At 41.2% G+C, this 15,618-nt stretch carries 12 protein-coding genes, 1 tRNA gene and 1 rRNA gene; 12 read left to right on the forward strand and 2 right to left on the reverse strand.

Annotation, left to right across the window (positions count from 1 at the left end; genetic code table 11):
- Positions 1-3: 3 nt before the first annotated feature.
- Positions 4-420 carry a hypothetical protein gene (locus tag HT696_RS10785; RefSeq protein WP_225904833.1) on the forward strand — a complete coding sequence of 139 codons (417 nt, stop codon included), beginning with the start codon at positions 4-6 and terminating at the stop codon, positions 418-420.
- 75 nt (positions 421-495) lie between these two features.
- Positions 496-804 (forward strand): hypothetical protein, encoded by a 309-nt coding sequence (locus tag HT696_RS08230; RefSeq protein ID WP_164226832.1) that lies wholly within the window; start codon positions 496-498, stop codon positions 802-804.
- A gap of 142 nt (positions 805-946) precedes the next feature.
- On the opposite strand, the gene HT696_RS08235 is transcribed toward HT696_RS08230, so the two are convergent.
- Both HT696_RS08235 and argS read right to left on the reverse strand, forming a co-directional pair.
- Positions 947-1,192, reverse strand: a complete 246-nt coding sequence (locus HT696_RS08235; protein WP_000084859.1) for a hypothetical protein — start codon at positions 1,190-1,192, stop codon at positions 947-949.
- A 503-nt stretch (positions 1,193-1,695) separates the two neighbouring features.
- The gene (gene argS / locus HT696_RS08240) at positions 1,696-3,387 is read right to left on the reverse strand and encodes an arginine--tRNA ligase (RefSeq protein WP_173283540.1); all 1,692 of its coding nucleotides are present in this window, start codon (positions 3,385-3,387) and stop codon (positions 1,696-1,698) included.
- A gap of 135 nt (positions 3,388-3,522) precedes the next feature.
- On the opposite strand from argS, the gene argR reads away from it, so the two are divergent.
- From argR to HT696_RS08290, 10 genes are all read left to right on the forward strand, one after another.
- Positions 3,523-3,969, forward strand: a complete 447-nt coding sequence (argR, locus tag HT696_RS08245; protein ID WP_166736744.1) for an arginine repressor — start codon at positions 3,523-3,525, stop codon at positions 3,967-3,969.
- A gap of 50 nt (positions 3,970-4,019) precedes the next feature.
- On the forward strand, positions 4,020-6,554 hold the full coding sequence (gene mutS / locus HT696_RS08250; protein WP_173283541.1) for a DNA mismatch repair protein MutS: 2,535 nt from the start codon (positions 4,020-4,022) through the stop codon (positions 6,552-6,554).
- A 145-nt stretch (positions 6,555-6,699) separates the two neighbouring features.
- On the forward strand, positions 6,700-8,406 hold the full coding sequence (gene patA / locus HT696_RS08255) for a multidrug efflux ABC transporter subunit PatA (protein ID WP_173283542.1): 1,707 nt from the start codon (positions 6,700-6,702) through the stop codon (positions 8,404-8,406).
- Between the two features lies 1 nt (position 8,407).
- A complete protein-coding gene (gene patB / locus HT696_RS08260; protein WP_164226828.1) occupies positions 8,408-10,174 on the forward strand; it encodes a multidrug efflux ABC transporter subunit PatB in 1,767 nt (588 codons plus the stop codon).
- Between the two features lie 264 nt (positions 10,175-10,438).
- Positions 10,439-11,128: a gamma-glutamyl-gamma-aminobutyrate hydrolase family protein gene (locus HT696_RS08265; protein ID WP_173283543.1), complete on the forward strand. Its 690-nt coding sequence runs from the start codon at positions 10,439-10,441 to the stop codon at positions 11,126-11,128.
- Between the two features lie 170 nt (positions 11,129-11,298).
- Positions 11,299-12,648 carry a glucose-6-phosphate isomerase gene (locus HT696_RS08270; RefSeq protein ID WP_173283544.1) on the forward strand — a complete coding sequence of 450 codons (1,350 nt, stop codon included), beginning with the start codon at positions 11,299-11,301 and terminating at the stop codon, positions 12,646-12,648.
- Positions 12,649-12,775: 127 nt separating this feature from the next.
- Entirely contained in the window at positions 12,776-14,236 is a 1,461-nt protein-coding gene (gene gltX / locus HT696_RS08275; RefSeq protein WP_050142038.1) for a glutamate--tRNA ligase, read from the forward strand.
- A 13-nt stretch (positions 14,237-14,249) separates the two neighbouring features.
- On the forward strand, positions 14,250-14,684 hold the full coding sequence (locus HT696_RS08280) for a cytidine deaminase (RefSeq protein WP_050243285.1): 435 nt from the start codon (positions 14,250-14,252) through the stop codon (positions 14,682-14,684).
- A 383-nt stretch (positions 14,685-15,067) separates the two neighbouring features.
- Positions 15,068-15,139 (forward strand) — tRNA-Glu (locus HT696_RS08285).
- A 243-nt stretch (positions 15,140-15,382) separates the two neighbouring features.
- Positions 15,383-15,618: ribosomal RNA gene (locus HT696_RS08290) — 16S ribosomal RNA — on the forward strand; the annotation flags it as partial.

Raw genomic sequence — 15,618 nt, forward strand, 5'->3', positions numbered from 1 at the left:
AGAATGAAATTTACAAAAATAGATAGAGTATTTTCTCTATTACTAATTGTGGAATTTACAATATGTTTTTTTACACTAGATAATTTTAATCTTTTTCAATTTATGCTGTTTGTACAAATTATACCGTCAATAGTATTAGCTTTGTTATCGGGAAGTATTTCTTCTAGGAGTAAGCATAGCTGGGTGCTATTAATTATTTTTGGAATGATCTATGCCTTAATGATGTTTGGAATTTTCAGGGTTACTCCTATGACGCTTATAGAACAAAATACGATTCAATCTGAAACTTCCGTATTTACATTCAATAGAAATTTACAGTTAGGAACTTATTTTGGATTTTTCCTACAGGAATTTTTACTAGGAGCTTTTATTTGCACTATTTCAAAATGTTTTGGGAGAATTAAACAAGGGAAATTTTAATGAAGCCTGCATTAAAAAGAAGAATTGCTTCTGCAGTTATTTTTAGAAAATGATATTATTGAAATGGTGTAACATTTGGAGAAAATTATTTTTGAACGAAAAAGATTTGAGTATATCAGTCCTAAAAGAAAGCAAGTAAAGGACTTTATGATTCTAAAAAATTTCATGTCTAAGACAATTCAAGTTGAAATCAGAGTGGAGGACTACTTGTTAGACCTTCTTATTTTAAAAGAGATGAGTACAGAATTTTATAATTTAGATTTTCTTTCTTTGCCCTATGATGTCAATATAGATGTGAAAGAAGTTGTAGAGGATGTTGATTTAACAGTCTATAAGAATAGTAAATATAGAGAGTTTGATTTCTTTAAAAATTTTTGTAAATGATATTTTTGAAAGTCTATCCATTCTTATATTATAATTGCTACAACAAGTTTTCAACACTTGTTTCAATTGAATATACTAAAAACCGAGGCTAAGTATTAAACTCTTAGTCTCGGTTTTCATATTTCTTAAAGAATGACTAGGTTTATTTCAATTGATCTGTAATGTCTTTTGATAGCAACATTCCCAGATGATAAGTTTTATTGATGTAAGCAATGACATCATTGATATTTTCAGTCGTGTGAATTTTCTCCTTGATGTCAGCCCTAAATGTTTCATCCTTCAAAAGTTGTTCTTGGTAGAGCCTTTGCAGTCTCTCCTTTTCGTACTTATTGAGCAGAAAAAGGAAAACCAAGCTAATTACAACGAGGATATAAGCATATTGGCTCATAGGAAATCTCCCTGTATGATAAAGAAGTAGTAGTGAGTAAATCGATTTAGTGGACCTAAAATAGCAGAACAAGTCAGCAAAACTTGATAAGATTTTTGACAGGCCTCTAAACCAAAGCCTGTATAGGCTTTAGTGTAAGTTACTTAGATTATTTTGCAATCAAGTGATTTAAAATCTTACAACATGAACCAAACCAAATCGATATTATTTGGTTTGGTGAATTAGTAAAGCGTTTAGACAAGTGTCTCTGGTTACGACGTCATGGCTCCTAAATCGATTATATTTAGGAACCATGACTAGTGAAGCGCCTAGCCAAATCTCCGACAAGATTTGGTCTTAATTACTTAGACTGCTTTTTAATCAAGTAACTTGAAGATTACGACATGAACCAAACCAAATCGATATTATTTGGTTTGGTGAATTAGTGAAGCGTTTAGGCAATTCGCCAGATAGCGATTGCCGTCAAGAGACTAGGAACTTTAGTTCCAGTCTCTTGTAACGATTTACATCTTCTCTGGCGCTTCTACTCCAAGCAAGCGAAGGGCTTCTTTGAGAACAACTGCAGTTGCGTAGCTGAGGGCTAGACGGTTGTCGCGTTCTGGACTTTCATCCAAGATACGTGTATGTGCATAGTATTTGTTGAAGGCTTGAGCCAGGCTAATTGCAAATTTAGCAATGATAGAAGGTTCAAAGTTATCCGCCGCACGGTTGATAATACGTGGGAAGTCTTGGATGAGTTTGATGATTTCCCAACTTTCAGCATCATTCAAGCTATAGTTGCCAGCTGTTTCTGGTTTGAAATCCGCTTTGCGTAAGATAGATTGGATACGAGCGTAGGCGTATTGAACATAAGGTCCAGTTTCACCCTCGAAGGATACCATAGCCTCTAGGTCGAAGTCGTATCCATTTGTACGGTCGGTCTTGAGGTCATAGAACTTAATTGCTCCTACTCCAACAGCATGGGCTACCTGATCTTTATTTTCAAGTTCAGGATTTTTAGCCTCTATTTGGGCCTTGGCACGGCTAATAGCCTCTGCAACAGTAGGCTCTAGCAAGATGACATTCCCTTTACGAGTAGAGAGTTTCTTCCCTTCTTTTGTAACCAAACCAAAAGGAACGTGGGTAATGTTGTCACTCCAGTCGTAGCCCATCTCTTGCAAGACAGCTTTGAGCTGTTTAAAGTGGGCAGATTGCTCTTGACCAACGACGTAGATAGATTTGGCAAATTGGTATTCATTTTTACGGTAAAGGGCTGCGGCCAAGTCACGTGTGATGTAGAGAGTTGCACCATCAGATTTTTTGATGAGGGCTGGATGTTCAATTCCATATTTCTCAAGATTCACAACTTGGGCCCCTTCTGACTCAACCAGAAGGCCTTTTTCAGAAAGAATGTCTACAACTGCATCCATTTTATCGTTGTAGAAGGCTTCTCCGTTATAGCTGTCAAATTCAACTTGCAATTCATTGTAAAGGCGATTAAATTCTACCAAACTTTCATCACGGAACCATTGCCAAAGAGCGAGAGCTTCCTCGTCTCCATTTTCAAGTTTACGGAACCATTCGCGTGCTTCTTCATCCAAGCTAGGGTCATTTTCAGCTTCAGCATTGATACGAACGTAGAGTTTAAGAAGTTCATCGATTGGATGAGCTTTTACAGCTTCTTCGTCGCCCCATTTTTTGTAGGCAACAATCAACATCCCAAACTGTTTACCCCAGTCTCCCAAATGGTTGACCTTGACTGTTTGATAACCGATTTTTTGGAAAATATGTGATAAGCTATCTCCGATAACAGTTGAGCGCAGATGACCAATAGAGAATGGTTTAGCGATATTGGGACTAGACATGTCGATAACAACATTTTCTTGTTTGCCAATAGTTTGATCAGCATAGTGTTCTTTTTCAGTGATAACAGCTTGCAATACTTGAGCAGAAATGGCAGATTTATCAAGGAAAAAGTTAACGTAAGGTCCTGTTGCGACAACCTTTTCAAAGGCTTGGCTGTTAATTTTTTCAGCCAGTTCAGCCGCAATCATTTGAGGTGCTTTACGTTCGACTTTTGCAAGAGAAAAAGCAGGGAAAGCAATGTCTCCCATTTCTGAGTTTTTAGGGGTTTCCAGTAAATTTAAAATAGCCTCTTGGTCCAGGCTATCAATGACGCTAGCCAACTCGCTAGCAATCAATTCTTTTGTATTCATTAAGAGCTCCTTTTTGGACTTTTCTACTATTTTATCACAATTTTAAAGAAAGAAGAAAAAATTTTTGAAATCTCCTGTTTTTTTGGTATAATATAGTTATAAAAATAGTTATAAATATTCACATAAGAGGATTTTATGAGAAAAAGAGATCGTCATCAGTTAATAAAAAAAATGATTACTGAGGAGAAATTAAGTACACAAAAAGAAATTCAAGATCGGTTGGAGGCGCACAATGTTTTTGTGACGCAGACAACCCTGTCTCGTGATTTGCGCGAAATCGGCTTGACCAAGGTCAAGAAAAATGATATGGTGCATTATGTACTAGCAAATGAGACAGAAAAGATTGATTTGGTGGAATTTTTGTCTCATCATTTAGAAGGTGTTGCAAGAGCAGAGTTTACCTTGGTGCTTCATACCAAACTGGGAGAAGCCTCTGTTTTGGCAAATATTGTAGATGCAAACAAGGATGAATGGATTTTAGGAACAGTTGCTGGTGCCAATACCTTATTGGTCATTTGTCGAGACCAGCACGTTGCCAAACTCATGGAAGATCGTTTGCTAGATTTGATGAAAGATAAGTAAGGTCTTGGGAGTTGCTCTCAAGACTTATTTTTGACAAGGAGAGACGGAAAATGGCGACAGAAAAGCTATCACCCGGCATGCAACAGTATGTGGATATAAAAAAGCAATATCCAGATGCTTTTTTGCTCTTTCGGATGGGTGATTTTTATGAATTATTTTATGAGGATGCGGTCAATGCTGCGCAGATTCTGGAAATTTCCTTAACGAGTCGTAACAAGAATGCCGACAATCCGATTCCTATGGCGGGTGTCCCCTATCATTCTGCCCAGCAGTATATTGATGTCTTGATTGAGCAGGGCTATAAGGTAGCTATCGCAGAGCAGATGGAAGATCCTAAACAAGCAGTTGGGGTTGTGAAACGAGAGGTTGTTCAGGTCATTACGCCAGGGACAGTGGTCGATAGCAGTAAGCCAGACAGTCAGAACAACTTCTTGGTTGCTATAGATCGAGATGGCAATCAATTTGGCTTAGCTTATATGGACCTGGTGACGGGTGACTTTTATGTGACAGGTCTTTTGGATTTCACGCTGGTTTGTGGGGAAATCCGTAATCTCAAGGCGCGAGAAGTGGTGCTGGGCTATGACTTGTCTGAGGAAGAGGAACAAATCCTTAGTCGTCAGATGAATCTGGTGCTTTCCTATGAAAAAGAAGGCTTTGAGGACCTTCATTTACTGGATTCACGATTGGCAGCTGTGGAGCAAGCGGCATCTAGTAAATTGCTCCAGTATGTTCATCGGACTCAGATGAGGGAATTGAACCACCTCAAGCCTGTTATCCGCTATGAAATCAAAGATTTCTTGCAGATGGATTATGCGACCAAGGCTAGTCTGGATTTGGTTGAGAATGCTCGTTCGGGCAAGAAGCAAGGCAGCCTTTTCTGGCTTTTGGATGAAACCAAAACAGCTATGGGTATGCGGCTCTTGCGTTCTTGGATTCATCGCCCCTTGATTGATAAGGAACGAATTATCCAACGTCAAGAAGTGGTGCAGGTCTTTCTCGACCATTTCTTTGAGCGCAGTGATTTGACAGACAGTCTCAAGGGTGTTTATGACATTGAGCGCTTGGCTAGTCGTGTTTCTTTTGGCAAGACCAATCCCAAGGACTTCCTGCAGTTGGCGACCACCTTGTCTAGTGTGCCACGGATTCGTGCGATTTTAGAAGGGATGGAGCAACCTGCTCTAGCCTATCTCATCGCACAACTGGATGCAATCCCTGAGTTGGAGAGTTTGATTAGTGCAGCTATTGCTCCTGAAGCTCCTCATGTGATTACAGATGGGGGAATTATTCGAACTGGATTTGATGAGACTTTAGACAAGTACCGTCGCGTTCTCAGAGAAGGGACTAGCTGGATTGCTGAGATTGAGGCCAAGGAGCGAGAAAACTCTGGTATCAGCACGCTTAAGATTGACTACAATAAAAAGGATGGCTACTATTTCCATGTGACCAATTCGCAACTGGGGAATGTTCCAGCACACTTTTTCCGCAAGGCGACGCTGAAAAACTCGGAACGCTTTGGAACTGAGGAATTAGCCCGTATCGAGGGAGATATGCTGGAGGCGCGTGAGAAGTCAGCCAACCTAGAATACGAAATCTTTATGCGTATTCGTGAAGAGGTCAGCAAGTATATCCAGCGTTTGCAGGCTCTAGCCCAAGGAATTGCGACAGTTGATGTCTTGCAAAGTCTGGCGGTTGTAGCTGAAACCCAGCATTTGATTCGACCTGAGTTTGGAGATGATTCGCGAATTGATATCCAGAAAGGGCGCCATGCTGTCGTTGAAAAGGTTATGGGGGCTCAGACCTATATTCCTAATACGATTCAGATGGCAGAAGATACCAGTATCCAACTGATTACAGGGCCAAACATGAGTGGGAAGTCTACCTACATGCGTCAGTTAGCCATGACGGCGGTTATGGCCCAGTTGGGTTCCTATGTACCGGCAGAAAACGCCTATTTACCGATTTTTGATGCGATTTTTACCCGTATCGGAGCAGCAGATGACTTGGTTTCAGGCCAATCAACCTTTATGGTGGAGATGATGGAGGCCAACAATGCCATTTCGCATGCAACCAAAAATTCCTTGATTCTCTTTGATGAATTGGGACGGGGAACTGCAACTTACGACGGGATGGCTCTTGCTCAGTCCATCATCGAATACATCCATGAACATATCGGAGCCAAGACCCTCTTTGCGACCCACTACCATGAGTTGACTAGTCTGGAGTCTAGTTTACAACATTTGGTCAATGTCCACGTGGCAACCTTGGAGCAGGATGGGCAGGTCACCTTCCTTCACAAGATTGAACCAGGACCAGCTGATAAATCCTACGGTATTCATGTTGCCAAGATTGCTGGCTTGCCAGTAGACCTTTTAGCAAGGGCGGATAAGATTTTGACTCAGTTAGAGAATCAAGGGACAGAAAGTCCTGCTCCCATGAGACAAACAAGTGCCGTCACTGAACAGATTTCACTCTTTGACACGCCTGCAGTGCATCCTATCCTAGCAGAATTAGCTAAATTGGACATTTACAATATGACACCTATGCAGGCTATGAATGTCTTGGTCGAGTTAAAACAGAAACTATAAAGAGAAAATTACTAGTCATTCTAGCTGTATCAAGGAGACTTCTTTGACAATCCCCCACTTTTTTGCTAGAATAACATCACACAAACAGAATGAGAAGGAGCTGACACATTGTCGCTCCCTTTTGTCTATTTTTTAAGGAGAAAGTATGCTGATTCAGAAAATAAAAACCTACAAGTGGCAGGCCTTGGCCTCGCTCCTGATGACAGGCTTGATGGTTGCTAGTTCACTTTTGCAACCGCGTTATCTGCAGGAAGTCTTAGACGCCCTCCTTGCTGGAAAATATGAAGCTATTTACAGTATCGGGGCTTGGTTGATTGGTGTGGCCTTGGTTGGTTTGGTTGCTGGTGGGCTCAATGTTGTCCTTGCGGCCTATATTGCCCAAGGAGTTTCATCCGATCTTCGGGAGGATGCCTTCCGTAAAATCCAAACCTTTTCTTATGCCAATATTGAACAATTTAATGCGGGAAATCTAGTCGTTCGCATGACAAATGATATCAACCAGATTCAGAACGTCGTCATGATGACCTTCCAAATTCTTTTCAGACTCCCCCTCTTGTTCATCGGTTCGTTTATCTTGGCGGTTCAAACCTTACCTTCTCTGTGGTGGGTGATTGTTCTCATGGTAGTCTTGATTTTTGGTTTGACTGCTGTCATGATGGGTATGATGGGGCCTCGTTTTGCCAAGTTTCAAACCCTTCTTGAGCGTATCAATGCCATTGCCAAGGAAAATCTGCGTGGCGTTCGCGTGGTCAAGTCCTTTGTCCAAGAAAAAGAGCAGTTTGCTAAGTTTACGGAGGTTTCAGACGAGTTACTCGGTCAAAACCTTTACATTGGTTATGCCTTTTCAGTAGTGGAACCTTTCATGATGTTGGTCGGTTATGGGGCGGTATTCCTCTCTATTTGGCTAGTTGCAGGGATGGTTCAGTCGGATCCGTCAGTTGTTGGCTCCATTGCTTCCTTTGTCAATTACCTAAGCCAGATTATCTTTACCATTGTTATGGTTGGATTTTTGGGAAATTCTGTCAGTCGTGCTATGATTTCCATGCGTCGTATTCGAGAAATTCTGGATGCAGAGCCAGCTATGACTTTCAAGGATGTGCCAGATGAAGAGTTGGTCGGAAGTCTTAGCTTTGAAAATGTAACCTTTACCTATCCAATGGACAAGGAACCGATGCTGAAAGATGTGAGTTTTACTATTGAACCTGGTCAGATGGTTGGTGTCGTTGGAGCGACTGGTGCAGGAAAATCAACCTTGGCTCAATTGATTCCACGTCTCTTTGACCCACAGGAAGGGGCTATCAAAATCGGAGGCAAGGATATTCGAGAAGTGAGTGAAGGAACCCTGCGTAAAGCTGTCTCTATCGTTCTTCAACGTGCCATTCTCTTCAGTGGAACGATTGCAGATAACTTGAGACAGGGTAAGGGAGATGCTACTCTATTTGAAATGGAGCGTGCAGCCAATATTGCCCAAGCCAGTGAATTCATTCATCGTATGGAGAAAACCTTTGAAAGTCCAGTTGAGGAACGGGGAACCAATTTCTCTGGTGGGCAAAAACAAAGGATGTCGATTGCGCGTGGGATTGTCAGCAATCCACGTATTCTGATTTTTGACGATTCGACCTCGGCCTTGGATGCCAAGTCAGAGCGCCTAGTGCAAGAAGCCTTGAATAAGGACTTGAAGGGAACAACAACCATTATCATCGCGCAAAAGATTAGCTCGGTTGTCCATGCAGACAAGATCTTGGTACTGGATCAAGGACGATTGATTGGTCAAGGCACGCATGCAGACTTGGTTGCCAACAATGCCGTTTACCGTGAAATCTATGAAACACAGAAAGGAAAGGAGGAGTAAAATGAAGACAGTTCAGTTCTTTTGGCATTATTTTAAAGTCTATAAGCTATCATTTGTAGTTGTCATCTTGATGATTGTTCTGGCAACTCTTGCCCAAGCACTCTTTCCGGTCTTTTCTGGACAAGCAGTGACGCAGCTAGCCAATTTAGTTCAAGCTTATCAAGATGGCAATCCAGAACTTGTTTGGCAAAGCCTATCAGGAATCATGGTCAATCTTGGCCTGCTGGTTTTGGTTCTATTTATCTCCAGTGTCATATACATGTGTCTCATGACGCGCGTGATTGCAGAGTCGACCAACGAGATGCGCAAAGGTCTCTTTGGTAAGCTTGCTCGGTTAGCGGTTTCTTTCTTTGACCGCCGGCAAGATGGCGATATCCTGTCTCGTTTTACCAGTGATTTGGATAATATCCTCCAAGCCTTTAATGAAAGTCTGGTTCAGGTCATGAGCAATGTTGTTTTATACATTGGTCTGATTCTTGTCATGTTTTCGAGAAATGTGACGCTGGCCCTCATCACCATTGCCAGCACACCAGTGGCCTTCCTTATGCTGATTTTTATTGTAAAAATGGCCCGCAAATACACCAATCTCCAACAAAAAGAGGTAGGGAAACTCAACGCCTATATGGATGAGAGTATCTCAGGTCAAAAAGCTGTCATTGTTCAAGGGATTCAAGAGGATATGATGGCAGGATTTCTTGAACAAAATGAGCGCGTGCGCAAGGCGACCTTTAAAGGAAGAATGTTCTCAGGAATTCTTTTCCCTGTCATGAATGGGATGAGCCTGGTTAATACAGCCATCGTCATCTTTGCTGGTTCAGCTGTACTTTTGAATGATAAGTCTATTGAAACAAGTACAGCCCTAGGTTTGATTGTGATGTTTGCCCAATTTTCTCAGCAGTACTACCAGCCTATTATTCAAGTTGCAGCTAGTTGGGGAAGTCTTCAGTTGGCCTTTACAGGTGCTGAACGGATTCAGGAAATGTTTGACGCAGAGGAAGAAATTAGACCTGAAAAGGCTCCAATCTTCACTCAGTTGCAAGAAGGTGTTGAAATTAGTCATATTGATTTTTCATACTTGCCTGATAAACCTATTTTGAAAGATGTCAGCATTTCTGCCCCTAAAGGCCAGATGACAGCAGTTGTTGGTCCGACTGGGTCAGGAAAAACCACTATTATGAACCTCATCAATCGCTTCTATGATGTTGATGCTGGTGGGATTTATTTTGATGGTAAAGACATTCGTGACTATGATTTAGATAGTCTTAGAAGCAAGGTGGGAATTGTCTTGCAGGATTCGGTCTTGTTTAGTGGAACGATTCGAGATAATATCCGTTTCGGTGTGCCAGATGCTAGTCAGGAAATGGTTGAGGCAGCAGCCAAGGCAACCCACATTCACGACTATATCGAAAGCTTACCTGATAAGTACGATACTCTTATAGATGATGACCAGAGCATCTTCTCAACAGGGCAAAAACAATTGATTTCTATCGCTCGAACCCTGATGACAGATCCAGAAGTTCTCATTCTCGATGAAGCAACTTCAAACGTAGATACGGTGACAGAAAGTAAGATTCAGCATGCCATGGAGGCGGTTGTAGCAGGCAGAACTAGTTTCGTCATTGCCCACCGTTTGAAGACCATCCTCAATGCAGACCAGATTATTGTCCTTAAAGATGGAGAAGTCATTGAACGCGGTAATCACCATGAACTCTTGAAACTAGGTGGCTTCTACTCAGAACTCTATCACAATCAATTTGTTTTCGAATAAGAAAGAAGTTGTCCTATGTGGGCAGCTTTTTCTTGTCCATAAAAAATATTTATCACATTCTTAAAAAAAACATATTAGACGAAAGTCATTTTGAGTGATATGATAGGACTATCGTTATACTCAATGAAAATCAAAGAGCAAACTAGGAAGCTAGCCGTAGGTTGCTCAAAGCACTGCNNGTCAGTAACATATATACGGTAAGGCGACGCTGACGTGGTTTGAAGAGATTTTCGAAGAGTGTTAATATTCGAAAGGAGAAGCATCATGGCTAGAACGGTTGTAGGAGTTGCTGCAAATCTATGTCCCGTAGACGCAGAAGGAAAAAACATTCATTCATCTGTATCTTGTAGATTCGCAGAGAGCATTCGTCAAGTCGGTGGTCTCCCTTTAGTCATTCCTGTTGGTGATGAGTCAGTTGTACGCGATTATGTGGAAATGATTGACAAATTGATTTTGACAGGCGGTCAAAATGTCCATCCTCAGTTTTATGGAGAGAAAAAGACCATCGAGAGTGATGATTACAATCTAGTCCGTGATGAGTTTGAACTGGCCCTCTTGAAAGAAGCGCTTCGTCAGAATAAACCAATTATGGCAATCTGTCGCGGTGTTCAACTTGTCAATGTTGCCTTTGGTGGAACCCTCAATCAAGAAATCGAAGGTCACTGGCAAGGCCTACCTTTCGGAACATCTCACTCTATTGAGACAGTAGAAGGAAGTGTGGTGGCCAAGCTATTTGGGAAAGACAGTCAGGTCAATTCGGTCCATCGTCAGAGTATTAAAGAATTGGCACCTAATTTCCGTGTAACTGCTATTGATCCGAGAGATCAAACCATCGAAGCGATTGAGTCTATCGATGAGCACCGCATTATTGGTTTGCAGTGGCATCCAGAGTTTCTGGTCAATGAAGAAGATGGCAATTTAGAATTATTTGAGTATTTATTGAATGAACTGTAACGACTGGAACATCTAGTCGTTCTTTCTTTTATTTTTTCAAAATTTTTGGAATGTGGGATTTTTACGCAAACGTTTGAATTCTGATAAAAATTGGAGAAATTCGACAAAAAAACTTGAAAAAAACGAAGGTAAGCGTTATGATAGAAAAGAAGAAATATTGGAGGAATAACATGTCACATATTAAATTTGATTATTCAAAAGTTTTAGACAAATTTGTTGCACCACATGAAGTGGAATACATGCAATCACAAGTAACAGCAGCAGATGAATTGATCCGTAAAGGAACTGGTGCTGGTAGCGACTTCTTGGGATGGTTGGACCTTCCTGAAAACTACGACCGCGAAGAATTTGACCGCATCTTGAAAGCTGCTGAGCAAATCAAGTCAGACAGCGATGTTTTGGTTGTGATCGGTATCGGTGGATCTTACCTTGGTGCTAAAGCAGCAATCGATTTCTTGAACCACCACTTCGCAAACTTGCAAACAAAAGAAGAGCGCAAGGCTCCACAAATCCTTTACGCAGGAAACTCAATCTCATCTACTTACCTTGCTGAGTTGGTAGAGTATGTTGCAGACAAAGACTTCTCAGTAAACGTGATTTCTAAATCAGGGACAACAACTGAACCAGCGATTGCTTTCCGTGTCTTCAAAGAACTCTTGGTTAAGAAGTACGGTCAAGAAGAAGCAAACAAACGTATCTATGCAACAACTGACCGCCAAAAAGGTGCTGTTAAAGTTGAAGCAGATGCTAACGGCTGGGAAACATTTGTTGTTCCAGATGACATCGGTGGACGCTTCTCAGTATTGACAGCAGTTGGTTTGCTTCCAATCGCAGCATCAGGAGCTGACATCAAAGCCCTTATGGAAGGTGCGAACGCAGCTCGCAAAGACTACACTTCAGACAAAATCTCTGAAAACGAAGCTTACCAATACGCAGCAGTTCGTAACATCCTTTACCGTAAAGGCTATGCAACTGAAATCTTGGTAAACTATGAGCCATCACTTCAATACTTCTCAGAATGGTGGAAACAATTGGCTGGTGAGTCAGAAGGAAAAGATCAAAAAGGTATCTACCCAACTTCAGCCAACTTCTCAACTGACTTGCACTCACTTGGTCAATTTATCCAAGAAGGAACTCGTATCATGTTTGAAACAGTTGTTCGTGTTGACAAACCTCGTAAAAACGTGATTATCCCTACTTTGGAAGAAGACCTTGACGGACTTGGTTACCTTCAAGGAAAAGACGTTGACTTTGTAAACAAAAAAGCGACTGATGGTGTTCTTCTTGCCCACACAGATGGTGATGTACCAAACATGTACGTGACTCTTCCAGAGCAAGACGCTTTCACTCTTGGTTACACTATCTACTTCTTCGAATTGGCTATCGCTCTTTCAGGTTATTTGAATGCTATCAACCCATTTGACCAACCAGGTGTTGAAGCTTACAAACGTAACATGTTTGCCCTTCTTGGAAAACCAGGATTTGAAGAATTGAGCAAAGAACTTAACGCACGTCTATAATAGAAGAAAAGAGTGGTTTGTCCACTCTTTTTACTCTCTTTATCCATAGAAATTGGACTCAGCCAAGACTTGTGATATAATATAGAGAGCAAAAAGGCAGACGCCTAGAGACTTTATAGGAGAAACTATGTCAAAAGATATCCGCGTACGTTACGCACCAAGTCCAACAGGACTACTACACATCGGGAATGCCCGTACAGCATTGTTTAACTACTTGTATGCACGCCATCATGGTGGAACATTTATCATTCGTATCGAAGATACTGACCGTAAACGACATGTCGAAGATGGTGAACGTTCACAGCTTGAAAACCTTCGCTGGTTAGGCATGGATTGGGATGAAAGCCCAGAAACACATGAAAATTACCGCCAGTCTGAGCGTTTGGACTTGTATCAAAAATTCATCGACCAACTGTTAGCTGAAGGAAAAGCCTACAAATCTTATGTTACAGAAGAAGAGTTGGCAGCTGAACGCGAACGCCAAGAAGCAGCTGGCGAAACACCACGCTACATCAATGAATACCTTGGTATGAGTGAAGAAGAAAAAGCAGCTTACATCGCAGAACGTGAAGCAGCAGGGATCATCCCAACTGTCCGTTTGGCTGTCAATGAGTCAGGTATCTACAAGTGGCATGATATGGTCAAAGGTGATATCGAATTTGAAGGCGGCAATATCGGTGGTGACTGGGTTATCCAAAAGAAAGACGGTTACCCAACATACAACTTTGCCGTTGTCATCGATGACCATGATATGCAAATCTCCCATGTTATCCGTGGAGACGACCATATTGCTAACACACCAAAACAGCTTATGGTTTATGAAGCACTTGGTTGGGAAGCTCCAGAGTTTGGTCACATGACCTTGATTATCAACTCTGAAACTGGGAAAAAATTGTCTAAACGTGACACCAACACCCTTCAGTTTATCGAAGACTACCGTAAAAAAGGCTATTTACCAGAAGCAGTCTTTAACTTTATTGCTCTTCTTGGTTGGAACCCAGGTGGAGAAGATGAAATCTTCTCTCGTGAAGAATTGATTAAACTTTTCGATGAAAACCGCCTCAGCAAGTCTCCAGCAGCCTTTGATCAGAAGAAACTCGACTGGATGAGCAATGATTATATCAAGAATGCAGACCTAGAAACTATCTTTGAAATGGCAAAACCATTCTTAGAGGAAGCAGGTCGATTGACTGACAAGGCTGAAAAATTAGTTGAGCTCTATAAGCCACAAATGAAATCAGTTGATGAAATTATTCCATTGACAGATCTGTTCTTCTCAGATTTCCCAGAATTGACCGAAGCAGAGCGCGAAGTCATGGCAGGTGAAACAGTCCCAACAGTTCTTGAAGCCTTCAAAGCAAAACTTGAAGCGATGACAGATGATGAATTTGTAACAGAGAATATCTTCCCACAAATTAAAGCAGTCCAAAAAGAAACAGGTATTAAAGGGAAAAATCTTTTCATGCCTATTCGTATCGCTGTTTCAGGTGAAATGCATGGACCAGAATTGCCAGATACGATCTTCTTGTTAGGTCGTGAAAAATCAATCCAGCATATCGAAAACATGCTAAAAGAAATCTCTAAATAAGAAGGATGTAATAATGGACATCTGGGAAAAGATGTACGAAGAAGCACAGAAACTATACAATCCACATGAAGTATCAGACTTTGTTTATGCCAATCATGTTGTAGCTGCAGTAGAAGCAGAAGATGGACAAATATTTACAGGATTCTGTATGGAGGGAACCTGTGGTGTTTTCCATCTCTGCGCAGAACGGGCGGCACTCTTCAATATGTACCAATTTTCAGGACAAACTAAGGTTAAAAAAGTATTAGCCTTTCGAGACAAACCACCTTATGGTGGAAGTTCAGGAATGCCCTGTGGAGCTTGCAGAGAATTCCTTTTAGAGTTGAACGCTGAAAATAAAGATGCAGAAGTCATGATGGACTATGATACAAGAAAAACAGTTAAAGTCGCAGAACTAATCCCCTATTGGTGGGGAGAAGAACGTGCTTCTAAGTTTAATGAACAATAGAAGAGTCAGTATAATTCTGGCTCTTTTTACTATAATTTGAAAAAGTTGATTTGAAAAAAAGGTAAATTCCCAAACTAAGTTCCACCGCTAATCCAAGTGGAAGTTAATCTGATAAAAATTGTAAAAACCAGTGGAAATCCATGTCAGGGTAAGTTCCACTGGTTTTACTAATGCTTGATTTTATTGCTTTTGTAGCCAAAATGAATCGAAAAAAAGAGCGCACAAAATCCCCTCATCTGAAAGCGTTTCAGATTAAGTTCCGCTATGGTGGAAGTTAGTGTGAGACGTTACCAAAGTCGAAAAAAATTAAAAAAAGTTTAAAAAAGGTGTTGACAAAGTCTGAAAAAGCCTGTATAATAGTAAGAGTTGAAAATAACAACTCTGGTCCGTTGGTCAAGGGGTTAAGACACCGCCTTTTCACGGCGGTAACACGGGTTCGAATCCCGTACGGACTATGGGTATGTTGCGGTTGAAACACTTGATGAAAAAAAGATTAAAAAAGTTTCAAAAAAGTGTTGACAAGCGAAAGCGACTGTGATATACTAATATAGTTGTCGCTTGAGAGAAATGAGTGACAAAGACCTTTGAAAACTGAACAAGACGAACCAATGTGCAGGGCACTACAACTGAAGTTGTAGTACTGAACAATGAAAAAACAATAAATCTGTCAGTGACAGAAATGAGTGAGAACTCAAACTTTTAATGAGAGTTTGATCCTGGCTCAGGACGAACGCTGGCGGCGTGCCTAATACATGCAAGTAGAACGCTGAAGGAGGAGCTTGCTTCTCTGGATGAGTTGCGAACGGGTGAGTAACGCGTAGGTAACCTGCCTGGTAGCGGGGGATAACTATTGGAAACGATAGCTAATACCGCATAAGAGTAGATGTTGCATGACATTTGCTTAAAAGGTGCAAATGCATCACTACCAGATGGA

The sequence above is a fragment of the Streptococcus sp. 9903 genome (assembly GCF_013276625.1).
Lineage (GTDB): Bacteria > Bacillota > Bacilli > Lactobacillales > Streptococcaceae > Streptococcus.